Annotated in this window: 16 protein-coding genes; 15 read left to right on the forward strand and 1 reads right to left on the reverse strand. The window is 57.9% G+C overall.

All coding sequences use genetic code 11. The features are described from left to right. Positions 1–6 precede the first annotated feature (6 nt). The 14 genes from rsmH to lpxC all read left to right on the forward strand — a co-directional run bounded on the left by rsmH (position 7) and on the right by lpxC (position 17,699). The gene (gene rsmH / locus WFM49_RS07640; protein ID WP_336972659.1) at positions 7–1,077 is read left to right on the forward strand and encodes a 16S rRNA (cytosine(1402)-N(4))-methyltransferase RsmH; all 1,071 of its coding nucleotides are present in this window, start codon (positions 7–9) and stop codon (positions 1,075–1,077) included. Then, positions 1,074–1,376 carry a cell division protein FtsL gene (gene ftsL, locus WFM49_RS07645; protein ID WP_009455049.1) on the forward strand — a complete coding sequence of 101 codons (303 nt, stop codon included), beginning with the start codon at positions 1,074–1,076 and terminating at the stop codon, positions 1,374–1,376. The genes rsmH and ftsL overlap by 4 nt, the downstream gene beginning before the upstream one ends. Further along, positions 1,373–3,112 carry a peptidoglycan D,D-transpeptidase FtsI family protein gene (locus tag WFM49_RS07650; RefSeq protein ID WP_035271088.1) on the forward strand — a complete coding sequence of 580 codons (1,740 nt, stop codon included), beginning with the start codon at positions 1,373–1,375 and terminating at the stop codon, positions 3,110–3,112. Before ftsL ends, WFM49_RS07650 begins: the two co-directional genes overlap by 4 nt. Further along, on the forward strand, positions 3,109–5,886 hold the full coding sequence (gene murF, locus WFM49_RS07655) for a bifunctional UDP-N-acetylmuramoyl-L-alanyl-D-glutamate--2,6-diaminopimelate ligase MurE/UDP-N-acetylmuramoyl-tripeptide--D-alanyl-D-alanine ligase MurF (protein WP_336972662.1): 2,778 nt from the start codon (positions 3,109–3,111) through the stop codon (positions 5,884–5,886). The genes WFM49_RS07650 and murF overlap by 4 nt, the downstream gene beginning before the upstream one ends. Further along, positions 5,876–7,048, forward strand: a complete 1,173-nt coding sequence (gene mraY, locus WFM49_RS07660) for a phospho-N-acetylmuramoyl-pentapeptide-transferase (protein WP_009455045.1) — start codon at positions 5,876–5,878, stop codon at positions 7,046–7,048. The genes murF and mraY overlap by 11 nt, the downstream gene beginning before the upstream one ends. Beyond that, the gene (murD, locus tag WFM49_RS07665; protein WP_336972664.1) at positions 7,045–8,574 is read left to right on the forward strand and encodes a UDP-N-acetylmuramoyl-L-alanine--D-glutamate ligase; all 1,530 of its coding nucleotides are present in this window, start codon (positions 7,045–7,047) and stop codon (positions 8,572–8,574) included. The genes mraY and murD overlap by 4 nt, the downstream gene beginning before the upstream one ends. Next, positions 8,571–9,764, forward strand: a complete 1,194-nt coding sequence (gene ftsW, locus WFM49_RS07670; RefSeq protein ID WP_026485176.1) for a putative lipid II flippase FtsW — start codon at positions 8,571–8,573, stop codon at positions 9,762–9,764. The genes murD and ftsW overlap by 4 nt, the downstream gene beginning before the upstream one ends. Further along, entirely contained in the window at positions 9,761–10,834 is a 1,074-nt protein-coding gene (gene murG, locus WFM49_RS07675) for an undecaprenyldiphospho-muramoylpentapeptide beta-N-acetylglucosaminyltransferase (RefSeq protein WP_009455043.1), read from the forward strand. The genes ftsW and murG overlap by 4 nt, the downstream gene beginning before the upstream one ends. Further along, the gene (gene murC, locus WFM49_RS07680; protein ID WP_022983453.1) at positions 10,831–12,237 is read left to right on the forward strand and encodes a UDP-N-acetylmuramate--L-alanine ligase; all 1,407 of its coding nucleotides are present in this window, start codon (positions 10,831–10,833) and stop codon (positions 12,235–12,237) included. The genes murG and murC overlap by 4 nt, the downstream gene beginning before the upstream one ends. Continuing rightward, a complete protein-coding gene (locus tag WFM49_RS07685) occupies positions 12,234–13,184 on the forward strand; it encodes a D-alanine--D-alanine ligase (RefSeq protein ID WP_035271076.1) in 951 nt (316 codons plus the stop codon). Before murC ends, WFM49_RS07685 begins: the two co-directional genes overlap by 4 nt. Before the next feature lie 17 nt (positions 13,185–13,201). Next, positions 13,202–13,993: a cell division protein FtsQ/DivIB gene (locus WFM49_RS07690; RefSeq protein ID WP_009455041.1), complete on the forward strand. Its 792-nt coding sequence runs from the start codon at positions 13,202–13,204 to the stop codon at positions 13,991–13,993. Between the two features lie 7 nt (positions 13,994–14,000). After that, positions 14,001–15,227 (forward strand): cell division protein FtsA, encoded by a 1,227-nt coding sequence (gene ftsA / locus WFM49_RS07695; protein ID WP_009455039.1) that lies wholly within the window; start codon positions 14,001–14,003, stop codon positions 15,225–15,227. A 171-nt stretch (positions 15,228–15,398) separates the two neighbouring features. Continuing rightward, positions 15,399–16,565: a cell division protein FtsZ gene (gene ftsZ, locus WFM49_RS07700; RefSeq protein WP_022983455.1), complete on the forward strand. Its 1,167-nt coding sequence runs from the start codon at positions 15,399–15,401 to the stop codon at positions 16,563–16,565. A 210-nt stretch (positions 16,566–16,775) separates the two neighbouring features. Further along, the gene (lpxC, locus tag WFM49_RS07705; protein WP_022983456.1) at positions 16,776–17,699 is read left to right on the forward strand and encodes a UDP-3-O-acyl-N-acetylglucosamine deacetylase; all 924 of its coding nucleotides are present in this window, start codon (positions 16,776–16,778) and stop codon (positions 17,697–17,699) included. Positions 17,700–17,732: 33 nt separating this feature from the next. Here lpxC and WFM49_RS07710 read toward each other — a convergent pair whose 3' ends face one another. Beyond that, on the reverse strand, positions 17,733–18,215 hold the full coding sequence (locus tag WFM49_RS07710; RefSeq protein WP_115634326.1) for a DciA family protein: 483 nt from the start codon (positions 18,213–18,215) through the stop codon (positions 17,733–17,735). 18 nt (positions 18,216–18,233) lie between these two features. On the opposite strand from WFM49_RS07710, the gene WFM49_RS07715 reads away from it, so the two are divergent. Beyond that, positions 18,234–19,166 carry a M23 family metallopeptidase gene (locus tag WFM49_RS07715; protein ID WP_009455033.1) on the forward strand — a complete coding sequence of 311 codons (933 nt, stop codon included), beginning with the start codon at positions 18,234–18,236 and terminating at the stop codon, positions 19,164–19,166. Positions 19,167–19,236: the final 70 nt, after the last annotated feature.

The following is a 19,236-nucleotide window of genomic DNA, read 5'->3' on the forward strand; positions in this document are numbered from 1 at the left end:
TAAGTCATGACGCTGGTACATCGATCCGTGCTGCTGGAGCCTACGGTGGCGGCCCTCGTGGATCCGTCCTTTGAGGCCCGGCGCTGGGCGCAAAACCCTGAAATCCAGGGTTTGGCCGATGGTGTGTACGTCGATTGCACTTTTGGTCGTGGTGGTCACAGCCGTCTGTTGTTGTCGCACTTGAGTCCCCAGGGGCGCCTGATCGTGATCGACAAGGATCCGCAAGCGATCGCCGTGGCCCAGGAGCTGGCAGCACAAGATAGTCGTGTGACGGTTGTACATAGTGGTTTTGGTGATTTGGCCCAGGCTCTGGACGAGCTGGATGTGGGGCCATTGCAAGGCGTCATGATGGATTTGGGCATTTCCTCGCCACAAATCGACGACGCAGAACGAGGTTTCTCTTTTATGCGCGAAGGTCCGTTGGACATGCGCATGGATACCAGCGGTGGTTTGACCGCTGAACAGTGGCTGGCCGAGGTCAGCGTAGAAGTTTTAAAGGAGGTCATTGCAGAATATGGCGAAGAACGGTTTGCTTTCCAGATTGCAAAGGCGATTGTTGATCGCCGCCAATCCCGCCCGCTACATACAACGCGTGATCTCGCCGAGCTCGTCGCCGGTGTCGTCCGCACGCGCGAAAAGGGTCAACATCCGGCAACCAGGACCTTCCAGGCTATACGGATTTACCTCAATCGTGAGCTCGAAGAGCTCGCGCACGCGCTTCCGTCAATTCTGAGTCGATTGGCGACTCGGGGCAGGCTTGCGGTGATTGCATTTCATTCACTGGAGGACCGCATGGTCAAACAGTTCATGAACGCAGCTGCGCGTCCCGCGCAGGAACAGTCACGTCTACCTATCCTGGAAAAAGACTTGCCCCAGCCTCTGGTGCAGTCTTTGGGCAGAATCTTGCCCACCGACGAGGAGTCCAGCGACAACCCCCGAGCCCGCTCGGCGGTATTACGTGTGGTGCAACGCACCGACACCCCCATCCCCCAGGACTGGATGCGCAACGCCAGCGAGCGTCTGCTGCAACAGGCCGCCTATAGCCGACAGCCCGCCGGCAAGCGAGGCCGCCGATGATGCGCCTGGTCATCACCCTCTCTTTGGTGTTGATGCTTTCGGCCATCTCTTTGGTGACGGCGCGCTATCAGGCGCGCGAGCTGTTTGTGCAAACCGATCGTCTGGTCACCAAAGCCGGTGAACTGGATACGGACTGGCGTCGTCTGCAACTGGAACGGGCCGAGCTGGCCCGTAACGCCCGCGTGGACGATATTGGTCGCAACGAATTGGGCCTGGTGCTGAGCTCTCCCGAGCGCACTCTCTATTTGCAAGGGGGTGAGCTGAGCTCGACCCAGGTGCAGTCCGGAGGGCGGCCATGAAACGATTCGGCTATCACGAAAATCCCGTCCTGAGCGTCCAGATTCCATTCTGGCGCTCGCGTTTGGTGCTGGTCCTCTTGTTTCTGGGGTTTGGCGCCCTGATCGTCAAGGCTTTGTATTTGCAGGGCCTGTCTACCGAATTTTTGCAGCAGCAAGGCGAGCGCCGTTACGAGCGCACCCAGGTGCTGCCGCCCATGCGTGGCAAGGTTTTTGATCGTACGGGTTCTGTGGTGCTGGCCTCCAGTGTGCCTGTCAAAGCCATCTGGGCTATTCCTGATGATGCTCGGAATGCCAAACCCGAGCAGATCGGTCAGTTGGCCAAGCTCCTTGGTATGGGGCAGTCCGATATCGAGCGTCGTCTGTCCGTTGAAGATCGTAACTTCGTCTACATCAAGCGTCAGGTGGATGTGGATGTGGCCGCTCAAATTGCTGAACTGAAGATCCCTGGTATCCACCAACAAGAAGAAATGCGTCGTTTCTACCCCGAAGGGGATGTCATGGCGCACATTGTGGGCTTTACGAATATTGAAGACCAGGGCATCGAGGGCATTGAGCTTGCCTTCAACTCCGCCTTGTCCGGCACGCCCGGTTCGCGCCGCGTAATTCGTGACCGTCTGGGACGTGTGGTGGAGGACGTGCGCGCCATCATCCCGCCTACCCACGGTCAGGACTTGCACTTGTCCATTGATGCCGGCTTGCAGTTCGACGCTTACACCGCCTTGAAAAAAGGTATGGAAGACGTCAAGGCCAATGCCGCTGCGGCCGTGGTCATGGACGTGAAAACCGGGGAGATTCTGGCCCTGGTTAACTTGCCTACCTACAACCCCAACGACCGGGACGATCGCAAGGGTCCGGCCCTGCGTAACCGTGCCTTGACCGACACCTTTGAGCCCGGTTCCATCATGAAGCCGTTTACCGTGGCTCTGGCACTGGATATCAACCGCATCACCACCGCCACCCAGTTCAACACGGGCAATGGTCAGTACCGCTACCAAGGTAGTGTGATCAGTGACGTTAGTCGCAACAATGGCATGCTGGATGCTGCCGGTATTTTGCGTCGGTCCAGCAATATTGGCATGACCATGATTTCCGAGCGCCTGACTTCGCAGGAAATGTGGAACAAGTTTACCGAGCTGGGTTTTGGCCGTTCTCCGCAGGCCGATTTTCCCGGTATTGCCAGCGGAAGACTGCGCCCCTGGGAGCGCTGGCGTCCCATCGAGCGCGCCACCATGTCGTATGGCTATGGCCTGTCGGTTTCCCTGCTGCAAATTGCCCACGCCTACACGGCGTTTGCGCGTAATGGCGACATGGTTTCCATGACTTTGCTCAAGCGCGAAGGCAAGCCCGCCAGCGTTCAGGTTTACACCCCTAAAGTGGCCGCGGAAGTTCGCGCCATGCTGGAAGCTGCGGCGGGCCCAGCCGGTGCCCGTCTGGCTCAGGTGCAAGGCTATCGCGTCGCTGGCAAGAGCGGCACGGCCCGCAAGATTGTGGATGGTCGTTACAGCAAGTCCTTGTATCGCGGCTCTTTTGTCGGCTTCGCGCCTGTCTCCGACCCTCGCATTGTGGTGGCCGTCACGATTGACGAACCACATAGTTCCAATTATTACGGCGGGCGTATTGCCGCGCCGATTTTTTCAGAAATTGTGGCCCGGAGCTTGCGACGCCTAGGTGTCCAGCCTGATGCGCCCATAGATTCGCTGGTGGCCGTTGGCCCCGGTGCGGAGAATGTACGATGAACGCCGCAGCAATATTGGAGTGGCTGGCGCAGCATGTAGCGCCCACGGCTAATCTGTGTTTGGATTCCCGCCAGATCAAGGCGGGTGATGCGTTTTTCGCCTGCCGCGGCCATCAGGGTGATGGTCGTGAGTACGAAGTTCAGGCTGTGCAGCAAGGTGCAGTGGCCATTGTGCGCGAGCAGGGCGATCAAGCAGTTGATCCCGGTGTGCCTGTTTTGCAGGTTCCCAATCTGGGGGGCTTGCTGGGTGAAGTGGCCCACGAATGGTGGGGCCGTCCTTCCGAGGCCATGACTGTCGTGGCGGTGACCGGCACCAATGGCAAGACGTCCACCGTGCAGTGGGTGGCGTCGGCCTTGAATCATTCCCAAGTGCCTTGCGGCACGATCGGTACGCTGGGCGTGACCTTGCCTGATGGCTCCAATCTGGGTGGCGTTCTGACCACGCCGGACGTGCTGACCGTACACCGTAGCCTGGCTGCTATTCGCGCTCAAGGCGGCAATGCCGTGGCCCTGGAAGCCTCGTCCATTGGTCTGGAACAAGGCCGTCTGGATGGTGTCCGTATTGATATTGCCGGGTTCACCAACCTGACGCATGACCATCTGGACTATCACCACAGCATGGAAGAGTACAAACAGGCCAAGCTGCGCCTGTTCAGTTGGCCCGGTCTGCGTAGCGCCGTCGTGAATGCAGACGATGAAACAGGTCGTGAATTGATGCAGGCCGGTCTGGCTGCCCGTGTGATTTCCTACTCCATGAGCCAGCCCGAGGTGGATCTGCTGGCTCAGGACGTGCATACCGGTGCCGACGGCCAGGTATTCAATCTGGTGACCGCTCACGGCACCGCACAAATTTTGACCCACTTGCTGGGCGAGCATAACGTGGCTAACCTTCTGTTGGTGGCGGGTGTACTGCAGGAAGTGGGCTGGCCTGTGTCCAAGATCGCCCGCATCATGGACAAGCTGGAGTCCGTGCCTGGCCGTTTGCAAATTGTGACGCCCAAGAGCACCGCAGGTCGTCAGCCCTTGCCTTTGGTCGTGGTGGATTACGCTCATACTGCCGATGCACTGGAACGCGCCCTGCAAGCCTTGCGTGAAGTGGCCAGCGTACGTGGCGGCAAGCTGATTTGCGTATTTGGTTGCGGCGGTAACCGCGACACGGCCAAGCGCCCCATTATGGGTGAAGTGGCGGCCCGTCTGGCCGACAGCGTTCTGGTTACGACCGACAACCCACGTTTTGAAGATCCTGCCGAAATCATTCGTCAGATCGTGGCTGGTATGCCTGAAGCGCCGGCCGTGCAAATGGATCGGGCTCGCGCCATCCTGTCTTCGATCTGGGCTGCCAGCCCTGAAGATATTGTTTTGCTGGCCGGTAAGGGCCACGAAACCTATCAGGAAGTCCAGGGCGAGCGTTCTGTGTTTGATGATTCCGACTGGGCCAAAGCCGCCTTGCTGTGGTTGCGTGGCGTGCGTTTGAGCACCGATTCCCGCAGTCTGAGCAAAGGTGATGTGTTCCTGGCCCTGAGCGGCGAGCAGTTCGATGGTCATCGCTATCTGGAAAAAGCGAAAGAGCAGGGCGCTGTGGCGGCCCTCGTGGCTCAGCGTGATGCCGAAGTCGAACTGCCACAAATTGTGCTGGGCGATACGCGTCGTGCGCTGATGACCTTGGCGACCGAGTGGCGCTCGCGCTTTGACATCCCTGTCATCGGCGTGACCGGCAGCAATGGCAAGACCACGACCAAGGAAATGATTGCCGCGATCTTGCGCGCCTGGTTGGGCGAAGCAGAAAGCCTGGCAACTCGCGGTAATTTGAACAACGATCTGGGTGTACCCCTGTCCATCCTGCGTTTGAGCTCCGAGCACAAAGCCGCCGTTCTGGAAATGGGCATGAACCATCCCGGCGAAATCGCCGTGCTGGCGTCCATGGCTCGCCCCACGATCGCCCTGATCAATAACGCACAGCGTGAACACCAGGAGTTCATGCACAGTGTGGAAGCAGTGGCTCGTGAAAACGGTGCCGTGATTGACGCGCTGCCACAAGATGGCGCGCTGGTGATTCCTGATGATGATGCCTTCAGCGCCATGTGGGCTGAGCAGGCTGGTCAGCGTCCCGTATTGCGCTTTGGCCTGAGCGGTCAGGAAACGGTCTTTGCGGCCGATATGTTTGTCGAGCCAGCTCAAACCCGTTTTGTGTTGCATGTGGCAGGCCAGTCTGCTGCCCTGACCTTGAACAGCCCCGGTATTCACAACCTGCGCAATGCCTTGGCCGCTGCCGCTTGCGCACATGCCGCCGGTGCGCCGTTGAGCGCGATTGTGCAGGGTTTGGAAAGCTTCCGTCCTGTCACGGGCCGTATGCAGCCCAAGCAACTGTCTTCCGGTTACCAGTTGATTGACGACACCTACAACGCCAATCCGGATTCGGTACGTGCTGCCATTGATGTGCTCGCACAGCTGAAAGGCCGCAAGGTGCTGGTGCTGGGCAATATGGCCGAGATCGGTGATAACAGCTCCGAATTGCACGCTGAAGTGGGTGCCTACGCCAAAGAGCGTGGCATGGATGAATTGCTGACCTTGGGTGGCGATGCCAGCCATGCTGCCCAGGCTTTTGGTGCACGTGCGCATCAATTCGAGACTTTGGAAGACATGGTGGCTTATCTGCTGGCCCTGGAGCCATCCCATGTGTTGATCAAGGGTTCGCGCAGCGCCCGTATGGAGCGTGTGGTTGCCGCCCTGGAAAACCACTTCTCCCATAATGAAGGGGCCACTCATGCTTCTTGAACTGGCACGCTGGCTATCGGACGATCATATTCGCGCCTTTGGGGTGTTTGAGTACATCACCCTGCGTGCTATTTTGGCCAGCGCCACTGCGCTGGCAATTGGCTTGTTGGCAGGTCCCTGGGTGATTCGCAAGCTGACCGAACTGAAGATCGGTCAGGCTGTGCGCGCTTACGGCCCTGAATCGCATTTGCAAAAGAATGGCACCCCCACCATGGGCGGTGTCCTGATCCTGATTTCTATCGGTATCAGTACCTTGTTGTGGGCAGACTGGACCAACCGTTTTGTGTGGGTCGTTCTGCTGGTGACTTTTGGTTTTGGCTGGATTGGTTGGGCAGACGACTACAAGAAAGTCGTCAATCGTGACCCCGAAGGCATGTCCTCGCGTCAGAAATTTTTCTGGCAAGCCTTGATCGGTATGGTTGCGGCCGTGTACCTGAGCTTTGCCGTTTCGGTGCCTGCCAATACCGAGCTGTGGCCCTTGTTCAAAGAGTGGGTCCTGAGCGGCTTCACCATGCCCCTGCCTGCGCAGGCTGACCTGATCGTGCCGTTCTTCAAGTCCGTCAGCTACCCGCTGGGTGTGCTGGGCTTTGTGGTGCTGACCTGGGCAGTGATTGTTGGCTCCAGCAACGCCGTCAACCTGACGGACGGCCTGGACGGTCTGGCCATCATGCCTACCGTGCTGGTGGGCGCTGCCTTGGGTATTTTTGCCTACGTGGTTGGCCGGGTCGACTACTCCAAATATCTCTTGTTCCCCTATATTCCCGGCGCGGGCGAGTTGATGGTGATCTGTGCAGCCATTGCCGGTGCGGGTCTGGCCTTTTTGTGGTTCAACGCCTATCCCGCCCAAGTGTTCATGGGTGATGTGGGTGCGCTGGCCCTGGGCGGTGCGCTGGGCACGATCGCGGTGATCGTTCGCCAGGAAATCGTGCTGTTCATTATGGGTGGCGTGTTTGTGGTGGAAACCTTGTCGGTGATGCTGCAGGTGACCTGGTTCAAGTACACCAAGAAACGCTACGGGCAGGGCAGACGAATGTTCCGTATGGCGCCGCTGCACCATCACTTTGAAGTTGGCGGCTGGAAAGAAACACAGGTGGTGGTTCGCTTCTGGATCATCACCATGATGCTGGTCATGGTCGGTCTGTCTACATTGAAATTGCGATGAATGCGTTGAGTTTTCCTTCGATCCGTAAAGACGGTCTCATGCTTATCCTTGGGTTAGGCGAGACAGGCTTTGCTGCGGCTCGCTGGTCTTTGGTCCAGGGGGCCAGCATTCGTTTGGCGGATACACGCGAGAACGTGCAGGGGCTGGACAAGCTTCAGGCCCTGAGCAGTTCGGCTCTGGATACGCGTCTGGGGCAAAATGCCCTGCAGGCCGATAGCCTGAACGACGTGCATACCCTGGTGATCAGCCCCGGCTTGTCGCCTCTGGAGCCTGCTCTGGCCGGCTTTTTAAGCCAGGCACGAGATCGTGGAATCGAAGTCATTGGCGAGATCGAGCTATTTGCCCGTGCCTTGAAAGACTTGGCTGATCAAGGCCATGAAAGCCGTGTGGTGGCCATTACCGGCACCAATGGCAAGACTACCGTCACGGCCATGACGCGCCACTTGCTGGAGCAGGCAGGTGTTTCTGCACTGGCCGTGGGCAATATCAGCCCTGCTGCGCTGACCGCCCTGTGCGACGCTCTGGAAAACAATGCCTTGCCTCAGGTCTGGGTGCTGGAGTTGTCCAGCTTCCAGCTGGATAGCACTTTTAGCTTGCAGGCGGATGCTGGCGTTGTACTGAATATTTCGCAGGATCATCTGGACTGGCATGGCGGCATGGACGCTTACGTTGAGTCCAAGCAGCGCATGTACAGCATGTGTGATGTGGCCTTGGTCAATCGTGATGATCCAGCCGTTATGGCCATGATTCCCGATGCCAGCCAGGAGTCGGTGCGCAGCTTCGGTTTGGACCAGCCCGCTTTGCTGGGCGATATGGGCTTGCTGACGGATGGCGGCATGCAGTGGTTGGTGGCCAATGAGCCTACCGATTTTGATCTGCCGGCCACAGGCCTGAAAAAACGTAATGCACCGGCTGAGCCTGTCGTGCGCGGTAAAGGTGGCTTGAAACGCCTGATGCCGGTTGAGGCTTTGCAGATCAAGGGTCGTCACAACGCCTTGAATGCCCAAGCAGCCTTGGTGCTGGCTCGTTGTCTGGGTCTGGGTTGGGCTGAATTGCTCAATGGTCTGCGCACCTATCAAGGTGAGCCGCACCGAGTCGAACTGGTGCGTGTGCTGGACGGTGTTCAATATCTGGATGACAGCAAAGGTACTAATGTCGGCGCGACTGTTGCCGCCTTGCGCGGTTTTGATCAGCGTGTCTGGCTGATTGCCGGTGGTTTGGGCAAAGGCCAGGATTTTGAGCCGCTGGCCGTTGCGGCTGCCTCGAATGTGGCCGAAGTATTCTTGATTGGGCAGGACGCCAAGCTGATTGCCTCTGTTCTGGACGCTCATGATGTCCGTCATCGTTTCTGCGAGGGTCTGGAAGCTGCTGTGCACGCTGCTGCCGAGCAGGCGCGTTCGGGCGATGTGGTCTTGCTGTCTCCGGCCTGCGCCAGCATGGATATGTTCAAAAGCTATCACCATCGCGGCATGTGTTTTGTCGCCGCCGTGACCGAGATGGCACTGGATAGAGGAGAGCCGGCATGAGTCTGTTTGCTGAGCTGACCTCGGGTGTCAATGCCGTACGCCCCGGACGCACGGCATTGCCTGCGTTTGATCGCCCCTTGCTGGCCGCCACACTGATGCTGACCCTGTTTGGTTTGCTGATGGTGTATTCGGCCTCGATCGCTTTGGCAGACGGACCGCGCTATGAAAGCTACGGTCGTTACTACTTTGTAATTCGCCACGCCTTGTTCATTGTGGTGGGTGTGGTGCTGGCCATGTTTACCGCTACCGTGCCGCTGCGTGTGTGGCAGAAGTTGGCCGTGCCTCTGTTTGCTCTGGCTATTTTCTTGCTGCTGGTGGTGCTGGTTCCCGGCATTGGCCGTGAAGTAAACGGTGCACGCCGCTGGTTGCCTTTGGGCATCATCAACTTCCAGCCTTCGGAGCTGATGAAAGTAGCCATGGTTCTGTATGCCGCTGATTACACCGTGCGCAAGCAGCAGCACCTGCATACCTTTATTCGAGGTTTCCTGCCTATGGCGGTGGCCCTGGGTCTGGTTGGTGTGTTGCTGTTGATGGAGCCTGACTTGGGCGCCTTCATGGTCATCGTGGCCATTGCGGTGGGCATTTTGTTCATTGGCGGAATTAACGGCAAGTTGTTCTCTGCCTTGCTGGGCATTATGGTCAGCAGCTTCCTTTTGCTGATCTGGCTCTCACCGTGGCGTCGTGAACGTTTGTTCGTGTATCTGGACCCCTGGAATCCTGACAATGCTTATGGCAGTGCCTATCAGTTGTCGCACTCGCTGATTGCTTTGGGCCGAGGCGAATGGTTTGGCGTGGGTCTGGGTTCCAGCGTGGAAAAACTGCATTACCTGCCTGAAGCCCATACCGACTTCATTGTCGCGGTAATTGGCGAAGAGCTGGGCTTTGTTGGCGTGGCCGCTCTAGTCCTGACCTTTGGCTTTGTCGTATGGCGCAGCTTCAATATTGGTCGTCAGGCCTGCGCCATGGATCGCTTGTTCAGCGGTGTCGTCGCTCAAGGTGTGGCGCTGTGGTTTGGCGTGCAGGCTTTTATCAATATTGGTGTGGTGCTGGGTTTGTTGCCAACCAAAGGGCTGACCTTGCCTTTGGTCAGTTATGGCGGTTCGGGCATTGTGATGAATCTGGTGGCTTTTGCCTTGTTGCTGCGGGTGGATTTTGAGAATCGGCAAATGATGCGAGGTAAGCGCACATGAGCACTCCAACCATCCTGATCATGGCAGGCGGTACAGGCGGGCACATCATGCCCGGGCTGGCCGTGGCTGAAGCCATGCAGCAACGCGGCTGGCAAGTGTTGTGGCTGGGTCATCCCGAGCGCATGGAAGGTAGCTTGGTCCCACAGCATGGGATTAAAATGCTGCCTCTGCGATTTTCCGGACTACGAGGCAAAGGCGTGAAGGCATTGCTCTCCTTACCCTTTACTTTGATCCGTGCCTGCTGGCAGGCGCATCGCTGCCTGCAGGAAGCCAAGCCGGATGTGGTACTGGGTATGGGCGGCTACGTGGCTTTCCCCGGTGGCCTGATGTCTTTTGTGTCGCGCTGCCCGCTGGTAGTGCACGAGCAAAATGCGGTGGCCGGTACGGCGAATCGCTACCTGGCCAAAATGGCGACCAGTGTGTTGACCGGCTTCCCCGGTGCCTTGCCTGGTGCAGTAACTGTGGGCAACCCGGTGCGCGATGCTTTCGTAGGCCAAGGTTCGGCTGCCGAGCGTTATGCCAAACGCAGCGGACCGCTACGTATTCTGGTGGTGGGCGGCAGCCTGGGGGCTGCAGCGCTGAACAAAGTGGTGCCTGAGGCCATGGCGCTGATCCCTGCCGAGCAGCGTCCGCATGTAACCCATCAGTCCGGCCAGCAGCATCTGGAAAGCTTGCAGAAAAGCTACGCGGACAATCAGGTGCAGGCCGACTGCAAGGCCTTTATTGGCGATATGGCGCAGGCCATGAAAGAGGCCGATGTGCTGATTTGCCGCGCCGGTGCCATGACGGTAGCTGAAGTGGCTGCAATCGGCGTAGCAGCTCTGTTCGTGCCGCTGCCACATGCGATTGACGATCACCAGACAGCCAACGCCCGCTACCTGAGCGAATGCTCGGGTGCGTGGCTCAAGAAACAATCGGAGTTGACGGCTCAGTGGCTTGCGCAATGGTTGCAAGGACTGAACCGTGAAGAGCTAAGTCGTGTGGCCAGCCACGCGCAAGAACATGCACAGTTGAATGCCACGCAGCAGATTGCCGAAGCATGTCAGCAGGCGGCAAGGAGGGTGGGATGAAACACCGCATTCAACATATTCATTTTGTAGGGATTGGCGGCTCGGGCATGAGCGGCATTGCCGAAGTCATGCTGAACCTGGGCTTTGCCATCAGTGGCTCGGATATTCAGGAAACGGCGGTAACTCGTCGCCTGGAACAGCTGGGTGCTCGTATCGTGATCGGCCATAAAGCCGAAAACGTCGCTGGCATGGGCGCGATCGTCACCTCCACCGCCATTGCGGGTGACAACCCCGAAGTGCTGGCCGCGCGTGCCGCCCGCATTCCGGTGGTGCCACGTGCCCTGATGCTGGCCGAGCTGATGCGCTTGAAGCGCGGCATTGCCGTGGCTGGTACGCATGGCAAGACCACCACCACCAGCCTGGTAGCCAGCCTGCTGGGCGCGGCTGATCTGGACCCCACCTTTGTGATCGGTGGTCGCCTGAATTCGGCCGGTGCCAATGCTCGCTTGGGGCAGGGCGATTACATCGTGGTGGAAGCGGATGAGTCCGATGCTTCTTTCCTGAACCTGTTGCCGGTGATGGCCATCATCACCAATATCGACGTCGACCATATGGACACCTATGGCCATGACGTTGCCCGACTGAAAAGCGCCTTCATCGACTTCACGCACCGCCTGCCGTTCTACGGCAGCGCCATCGTGTGCAACGACGATGCGAATGTGCGCGAAATCATTCCTTTTGTATCGCGTCCTGTCACGACTTACGGCATTGATACCGATGCCCAGGTCCGCGCGATCAACATCGAAAGCCGTGGCACCACCATGTGTTTTGATGTGCAGCGCAAAGGGGCCACAGGCGATCTTCCCCTGCTGTCCGTGTGCCTGAATCTGCCCGGAAAGCACAATGTACTCAATGCCTTGGCTGCCATTGCGGTTGCCACTGAGCTGGGTGTCAGTGACGAGGTCATTGCCCGTGGTCTGAAAGAGTTCACCGGCGTGGGGCGTCGCTTCTCCATGGTGGGTGACTTCCCGGTTTCCCAGGCGCAGGGTGGTGGCACGTTTACTGTTGTTGACGATTATGGTCACCATCCTGTCGAAATGGCTGCTACCTTGGCGGCCGCACGTGGTGCTTGGCCTGATCGCCGTATCGTGCTGGCATTCCAGCCGCACCGCTACACACGCACCCGTGATTGCTTTGAAGATTTCGTGCAGGTACTTAGCCAGGCCGATGCGGTCCTCCTTGGAGAGGTCTATCCCGCCGGTGAGGCTCCCCTTGTGGCCGCCGATGGCCGAGCCTTGAGTCGCGCAGTGCGTGTGCTCGGCAAGGTCGAACCCATTTTCGTGGCCGAAATCAGCGATATGGCACAAGCCGTTCTGGACTTTGTCCGTGACGGCGATGTGGTGTTGGTAATGGGTGCAGGGTCCATCAGCCGGATTCCTGCTCAATTGGGAGAAATGGCATGACAGCGGATTTTGGTCGGGTCGGCGTGTTGTACGGCGGCAAGTCCGCCGAACGTGAAGTGTCCTTGATGTCTGGCGCAGGCGTGCATGAAGCGCTGTGCAGCATGGGCGTGGATGCGCATTTGTTCGATATGGGCGAGAAAGGACTGACCGAACTGGCTCAGGCCGGTTTTGACCGCGTGTTTATTGCTTTGCATGGTCGTTACGGCGAAGACGGCACCTTGCAGGGTGCTTTGGAGTGGATGGGCATTCCTTACACCGGCAGCGGTGTGATGGCCTCCGGCCTGGCCATGGACAAGATCATGACCAAGCACATCTGGCAGCACCTGGGTTTGCCCACTCCCGGTTTTGCGCAGCTGGATCATGTCAGCCAGGTTGCCGCTGCGGTTGAACGTCTGGGTGTGCCCCTGATCATGAAGCCGCCCCATGAAGGTTCCACCGTGGGGGTGGTGCGTGTGGACCGCGCCGAGGAGGCTGTTGCCGCCTTTGAAACCGCCATGCATTACGACACCGTCGTGCTGGCTGAGCAATTCATTCGTGGTCGCGAATTGACTGTACCCATCATCGGCGTGGGTGCCCAGGCACGTGCCTTGCCCGTGATCGATATTGTGGCCCCACAAGGCAATTACGACTTTGAACACAAGTATTACTCGGACGAAACCCAGTACTTCTGTCCTGCAGATCTGTCGCCTGAATTGACGGCACATATCCAGGATCTGTCTGTTCGTGCGTTCAATGCACTGGGCTGCGAAGGCTGGGGCCGTGCCGATTTCATGCTGGACGAGCAAAACCGCCCCTGGCTGCTGGAGATGAATACCTCTCCGGGCATGACCAGCCACTCTTTGGTGCCCATGGCAGCCAAAGCAGAGGGCACCAGCTACGCCCAGTTGTGCGTGAACATTTTGGCAACGGCGCGCTGCAAGGTGCAGGCCATTGCTCGCAGCCTATAGAACGGGGAGCCTGACTCATGTTTTCCGATGCACGTCTGACCAACCTGATCGCCAATACGCTGGCTTTGCTAGCGGTATCGGCATTGGTGATCAGTGTTGTGGTTTGGGCTGTGCGTCGTCCGTACTTCAATATCGAACGCATTCAGATCGAGTCCTCGCAAGGCGAACGTCTGGCCTATGTGACTCCTGAAGGGGTGAAAGCCACGATTGCCGGTCGCCTGCAAGGCAACTTCTTCACAGTAGATCTGGACAAGTCCCGCGCTCTGATTGAAACGGCTCCTTGGGTACGTCGCGCGCAGATCCGCCGCGTTTGGCCCAATAGCTTGTCGGTACGGATTGAAGAGCAGCAGCCGCTGGCCTATTGGAACGAAGACGAAATGATCAACACCTGGGGTGAATCATTTTCGGCCAATAAAGCCGTGGTGCCTGATGATGTGGATTTACCCCAGCTAAGCGGTCCTCCGAATTCGGAGCGTCTGGTGGTGCAACGGTATGCCGAGTTGGCACGCTGGTTTGGGCCGCTGGATGTACAGGTCAGTGAAGTGACGCTGAGCCCGCGCTACGCCTGGGATGTAGTGTTGTCCAACGGCATGCAGCTAAGCCTGGGGCGTGACCCGGCTGCTGATATTGCCGACCCGCACGGTCGTAAAGGTGCATTGCCCTTTGCGGTACGTGTTGAACGATTTGTGCAGGCTTGGCCTGCCTTGATGCAACGGCTTGGCGACCGTGCTTTGCAAAGTGCCGACTTACGTTACCCGAATGGCTTTGCGATAACGCTGGCTCCGGTTTCATCTACCCCTGTGAAGTAAAGAACATATGACTCGTGACATCAAAGACCTGATCGTTGCATTGGACATCGGCACCAGCAAAGTGGTTGCGGTGGTGGCCGAAGTGCTGCCGGAAGGCCGGTTTGAAGTGCTTGGTCTGGGCCAGCATGAATCCCAGGGCATGCGCAAAGGGGTGGTCGTCAATATCGAGACGACAGTCAATTCTATCCAGCGCGCTTTGGAAGAGGCGGAGTTGATGGCCGATTGCAAGATCCGTGAGGTCTACACCGGAATTGCAGGCAGCCACATCACCAGCTTTAACTCCAGCGGCATGGTGGCGGTCAAAGACAAGGAAGTCACGGCGACCGATGTGGCACGCGTGATTGAAACGGCCAAGGCCGTGAATATCCCCACCGACCAGCAAGTGCTGCACGTGCTCACGCAGGAGTTCATCGTGGATTCGCAAGAAGATATTCGCGAACCCATAGGCATGAGCGGTCTGCGTCTGGAAGTGCGGGTACACATTGTGACCGGTGCCGTCAGCGCAGCGCAGAACATCGTCAAGTGTGTGCGTCGTTGTGGTCTGGAAGTACAGGACCTGATTTTGCAGCCTTTGGCCTCCAGCCTGTCTTGCCTGACGGCGGACGAGAAAGAGCTGGGCGTGGTGCTGGTAGACATTGGTGGCGGTACAACCGATATCGCCATCTACACCGGCGGTGCGATTCGTCATACCGACGTGATCCCGATCGCGGGCGACCAGATCACCAGCGACATTGCCGCCATGTTGCGCACCCCTACGCCGGATGCGGAAGAGATCAAGCTGCGTTTTGGTGTGGCCAAGCAATCGCTGGCCCATCCGGAAGAAATGATTGAAGTGCCCGGTCTGGGTGATCGTCCCAACCGCCAGGTCAAGCGCCAGGCCCTGGGTGCCGTGATCGAGCCGCGTGTGGAGGAGTTGTTCACCTTTGTGCAGCAAAGCCTGCGCGAATCGGGCTACGAAGACTTGCTGTCCTCGGGCGTGGTGCTGACTGGTGGTACGGCCATGTTGCCGGGCATCGTGGAGCTGGCCGAGGACGTGTTCCTGAAACCTGTGCGTATCGCGGTGCCCAGCTACGAAGGTAGCCTGGCTGATGTGATGCGCAACCCCCGTTTTTCGACGGTGATGGGTCTGTTGACCGAAGCTCGCCTGCAAAGCGCTCGTGGCCGCAAAGTGGCCCAGCAAAAAGGCAGTGTGAAAGGGCTGATGGCACGCATGAAGGAATGGTTCATGAATTAAGGGCGTTGCAAGACGCTCAGGTCGGGCAGCCTGAAAGGGCTGTCCAGGAGGCAGTTCAAACCGGGTGCGAACCCTTTGGTTGGCAGATGTTTTGAGCTGATTCCAAATTTCAGTTGTATCGGGGAAGTACGTAGAAACTTGACTAATTAAGTGTTTGAGTGGGAGTCAATCATGATGAACTTTGAAATGTTAGATACCAGCGGTAGCGGCACGGTCATCAAGGTCGTGGGCGTGGGCGGCGCAGGCGGTAACGCTGTGACGCATATGATCAACTCTGGTGTTCAGGGCGTTGATTTCATTTGCGCCAATACCGACTCGCAGGCGCTGGCCAGTAGCGAGGCACCTATTCAGATTCGTCTGGGCCGCAGCGGCTTGGGCGCCGGTGCCAAGCCTGATCAAGGTCGTGCAGCAGCGGAAACCGCTCGCGAAGAAATTCGCGCAGCATTGAACGGCGCCCATATGGTGTTTATTACAGCCGGTATGGGCGGTGGCACCGGTACGGGTGCCAGCCCCGTTGTGGCCGAAGTGGCCAAGGAATTGGGCATTTTGACCGTGGGTGTCGTCACCAAACCTTTCTCCTTTGAAGGCAATCGCCGTCTGCGCATGGCCGAGGAAGGGATCGAGGAACTGAGCAAGCACGTTCACTCCCTGATCGTTGTATTGAATGAAAACCTGTACGACTTGATGGATGAGGACGCAACACAGTCCGATTGCTTCAAGGCAGCTGACGATGTCTTGCACAATGCCTGCGCCGGTATTGCCGAGATCATCAATGTTGAAGGTAACGTGAACGTCGACTTCGAAGACGTGAAAACCATCATGGGCGAGCAAGGCCAGGCCATGATGGGTACCGCTGTGGCTTCCGGCTCGAACCGCGCTCGTGAAGCGGCTGAGCGCGCCATCGCTTGCCCATTGCTGGAAGGTGTGGACCTGCACGGTGCCCGCGGCATGCTGGTGAACATCACCTCTTCGTCGTCCCTGAAGATGCGCGAAACGCGCGAAATCATGGACACCATCCGTGGCTACGCAGCAGAAGACGCAACCGTTATCTTCGGTACGGCTTACGATGAGTCCATGGGCGACAGCCTGCGTGTGACTGTTGTTGCTACTGGCCTGGGTCGCAAGCAAGCGCGCCCACAGTTGGTACAAAACAACGAAGAAGTGTTACGTACAGGTACGGACAACATGCCTGTCATCGGTGCGGATTACGCCAACGCCGACGTGCCTGCCGTCATCCGCAATCCACGCAGCCAGGCTTCGGCCCAGGTGCGTGCGCTGGAGACTGCTGGCATGGATCACTTCGACATTCCGGCGTTCTTGCGCAAGCAGGCTGATTAAAAATCAGGTTCGGCGATTACCCGAGTCGCCAATTTGATTTCTCCCACGACTCCCCCTGGGCGTTCGCGCTCAGGGGGCGTAAGTGCTTTGTTGTGTCGGGGTGTTTGACGCTTGACAATTGCTTATGTTTTTAGAAAGCGTATAGTGGATAACCCGTATTACGGTTACAATAGTCTTTGCGAACAACACTTTACAAATACAAGAACAGCCATGCTTCGTCAGCGCACCATCAAGAATGTCATCAGTACCAAAGGAGTCGGCTTGCACTCTGGCCGTCGTGTCGAACTGACACTGCGCCCTGCTGCGCCTGACACGGGTATTGTGTTTCACCGTATCGATCTGCCCGAAATCGTGGATTTGCCCGCACAGGCAGACAAGGTCGGTGGTACGCGTATGGCTTCGGTGCTAATCAAGGATAATGTTCGGGTTTCAACCGTCGAGCATTTGATGTCGGCCATCGCTGGCCTGGGCATTGATAATCTGCACGTGGACCTGACGGCTGAAGAAGTGCCCATCATGGATGGCAGCGCCGGCACATTTGTGTATTTGTTGCGTTCGGCGGGCTTGCAGGAGCAAGAAGCCGCCAAGAAGTTTTTGCGTGTCCTCAAACCCATCGAAGTCTCTGAAGGCGAGGGGAAGGACATCAAGTGGGCCCGTCTGGAGCCCTACGAAGGCTTTGCCCTTCAGTTTTCTATCGATTTTCACCACCCGGCCATTGATGCAACGGCCAATTTTGCCGAGGTGGATTTTGCGCATGACTCGTACGTGAAGACTATTTCACGTGCGCGCACCTTCGGGTTCGCCAGCGAAGTGGAAGCTTTGCGTGCGGCCGGTCTGGCCCGTGGCGGCAGTTTGGATAATGCCATCGTCATGGACGAGTACCGTGTCCTGAACAGCGACGGTCTGCGTTACGAGGACGAGTTCGTCAAGCACAAGATTCTGGATGCTATTGGTGACTTGTACCTGATTGGCCACCCCCTGATTGCACGCTATGTGGCGTGCAAATCCGGCCATGGTTTGAATAACCAGCTGGCGCGTGCCTTGCTGGCCGCCCAGGATAGCTGGGAACTGGTGACTTTCGAGTCGGCTGCCAGTGCACCCCACGCTTTTTCCAGCGAGTGGAAATTCGCTTGATACTTGTTTAGGGTCCCGCTCCTGGTGCTTTGCTTAGCCGCGATGATGACGCAACAAGCGTTCGATGGCTTGCGCCAAGGGACCTTGCGGCAATGAGTCATGCAGCTTTTCAAATGATTCCAAGGCCCGTTCGTCCAGGACTTGTACCTGGCGCGCGGGCTTTTCTGTCACAGCTGCAAACAAATGGGCTTGCACGTGCACCAGCGCCTCGCTAATGTTCCAGCCAGCGGCATTCATCTGCCGTGTGACAGTGGGCAACAGCTGACGCAGCTTGGCCGCATGTGCGGCGCTGGGAACTGCCAGCGTCAATTGCTGTCTGTCTATACGGGCTACTTTACAAGCCTTGCCCAAAGCAGGTGGCAAGGCTTTGCTTACATGGGTCTGCGCCGCCATCAGCTGCCGGGCCATTTCCAGTACCTGGGAACCTTGCTGGTCGCTGGCCAGCCAACCCAAAGCGTGGCTTTGCCCGCTACTGCGTTTTGGCGCGGATGAGGAAAAAGGAGGCTTCCAGGTCATGTTCGAGGTTATACGATAGTGGATCAACATAAAGACTATACGTCCTTAGATGCCAAAGCCAAAGGGGTGCGCCGTACGGTGATCGCCCTGGTGGCTCTGGTATCGCTGGGCGTTTCCGCAGCGGCGGGAGCTCTGGTGCAGTCGCACTGGGGTGAACGCGGTGGCGTGTCGCTGGACGCGGATATGGCCCAGAGCCAGGCCGCTGCCATGCAGGACAACGTGACCCGCCTGGCCGAAAAAGTCGGCGGTTTGCAGGCCAAACTGATCGAGATGGACGGTGTCAGCAAGCGCGTGGCCAAGGCGGCCGGCATTGAGTACACCGATCCGGAGCTGGCCGGTGCCATGCCCGTGCAGGATCTGGCCGTCATGGACAGCATGGATGGAGCCGATCTGGTCTGGAACGCCGACCGTCTGGGCGAGCAGCTGGATAATCTGGCCAAACAGATGTCCGAGCAACAGGACTGGTTTCAGATGCTGGATTCCGTGCTGACCGAGCGTACCGGCAACGAAGCCCGTCTGCCCAATTACCGTCCGGTGGATTATGACGAGGTAGCTTCTTCCTTTGGCTGGCGTCGTCACCCGATTTCGGGCCGTCATGCCTTGCACGAAGGCCTGGACTTTCCAGCACCCAAGGGGACGCCTATCTATGCCGCATCCGGTGGGGTGGTATCGGAAGCCCGCTATATGACCGGCTACGGCAAGCTGGTGGAAATCAATCATGGCAATGGCATGAGCACGCGATACGCCCATGCGTCATCAATCGTTGTTAAATTAGGCGACGTAGTAGAAAAAGGGCAGTTGATCGCCCGTGTCGGATCTACCGGGCAGTCCACAGGTTCGCACCTGCACTTTGAAGTGCGCATGGCCGGACATGCTCTGGATCCCAAGCTTTTTCTGCCGGCGCGTGAGTATGTAGAACAGCAGATCGCGCAATTGGATTCGGACAAGTAGTTCCGTCTTGCAGCATGTGCGTTAAACTGATTGTTTGCTTGCGCATCCCTTTTAACCAGAGATAGGCTCG

The organism is Alcaligenes sp. PF14 (assembly GCF_037150615.1).
GTDB lineage: Bacteria > Pseudomonadota > Gammaproteobacteria > Burkholderiales > Burkholderiaceae_B > Alcaligenes > Alcaligenes phenolicus.

Coding starts and splice junctions, on each gene's coding strand:
- ftsW (WP_026485176.1), top strand. CDS start 8,571: ATGAGTCTGTTTGCTGAGCTGACCTCGGGTGTCAATGCCGTACGCCCC.
- mraY (WP_009455045.1), top strand. CDS start 5,876: ATGCTTCTTGAACTGGCACGCTGGCTATCGGACGATCATATTCGCGCC.
- murG (WP_009455043.1), top strand. CDS start 9,761: ATGAGCACTCCAACCATCCTGATCATGGCAGGCGGTACAGGCGGGCAC.
- rsmH (WP_336972659.1), top strand. CDS start 7: ATGACGCTGGTACATCGATCCGTGCTGCTGGAGCCTACGGTGGCGGCC.
- ftsZ (WP_022983455.1), top strand. CDS start 15,399: ATGATGAACTTTGAAATGTTAGATACCAGCGGTAGCGGCACGGTCATC.
- WFM49_RS07650 (WP_035271088.1), top strand. CDS start 1,373: ATGAAACGATTCGGCTATCACGAAAATCCCGTCCTGAGCGTCCAGATT.
- lpxC (WP_022983456.1), top strand. CDS start 16,776: ATGCTTCGTCAGCGCACCATCAAGAATGTCATCAGTACCAAAGGAGTC.
- murD (WP_336972664.1), top strand. CDS start 7,045: ATGAATGCGTTGAGTTTTCCTTCGATCCGTAAAGACGGTCTCATGCTT.
- WFM49_RS07685 (WP_035271076.1), top strand. CDS start 12,234: ATGACAGCGGATTTTGGTCGGGTCGGCGTGTTGTACGGCGGCAAGTCC.
- WFM49_RS07710 (WP_115634326.1), bottom strand. CDS start 18,215: ATGACCTGGAAGCCTCCTTTTTCCTCATCCGCGCCAAAACGCAGTAGC.
- ftsA (WP_009455039.1), top strand. CDS start 14,001: ATGACTCGTGACATCAAAGACCTGATCGTTGCATTGGACATCGGCACC.
- WFM49_RS07690 (WP_009455041.1), top strand. CDS start 13,202: ATGTTTTCCGATGCACGTCTGACCAACCTGATCGCCAATACGCTGGCT.
- murF (WP_336972662.1), top strand. CDS start 3,109: ATGAACGCCGCAGCAATATTGGAGTGGCTGGCGCAGCATGTAGCGCCC.
- ftsL (WP_009455049.1), top strand. CDS start 1,074: ATGATGCGCCTGGTCATCACCCTCTCTTTGGTGTTGATGCTTTCGGCC.
- murC (WP_022983453.1), top strand. CDS start 10,831: ATGAAACACCGCATTCAACATATTCATTTTGTAGGGATTGGCGGCTCG.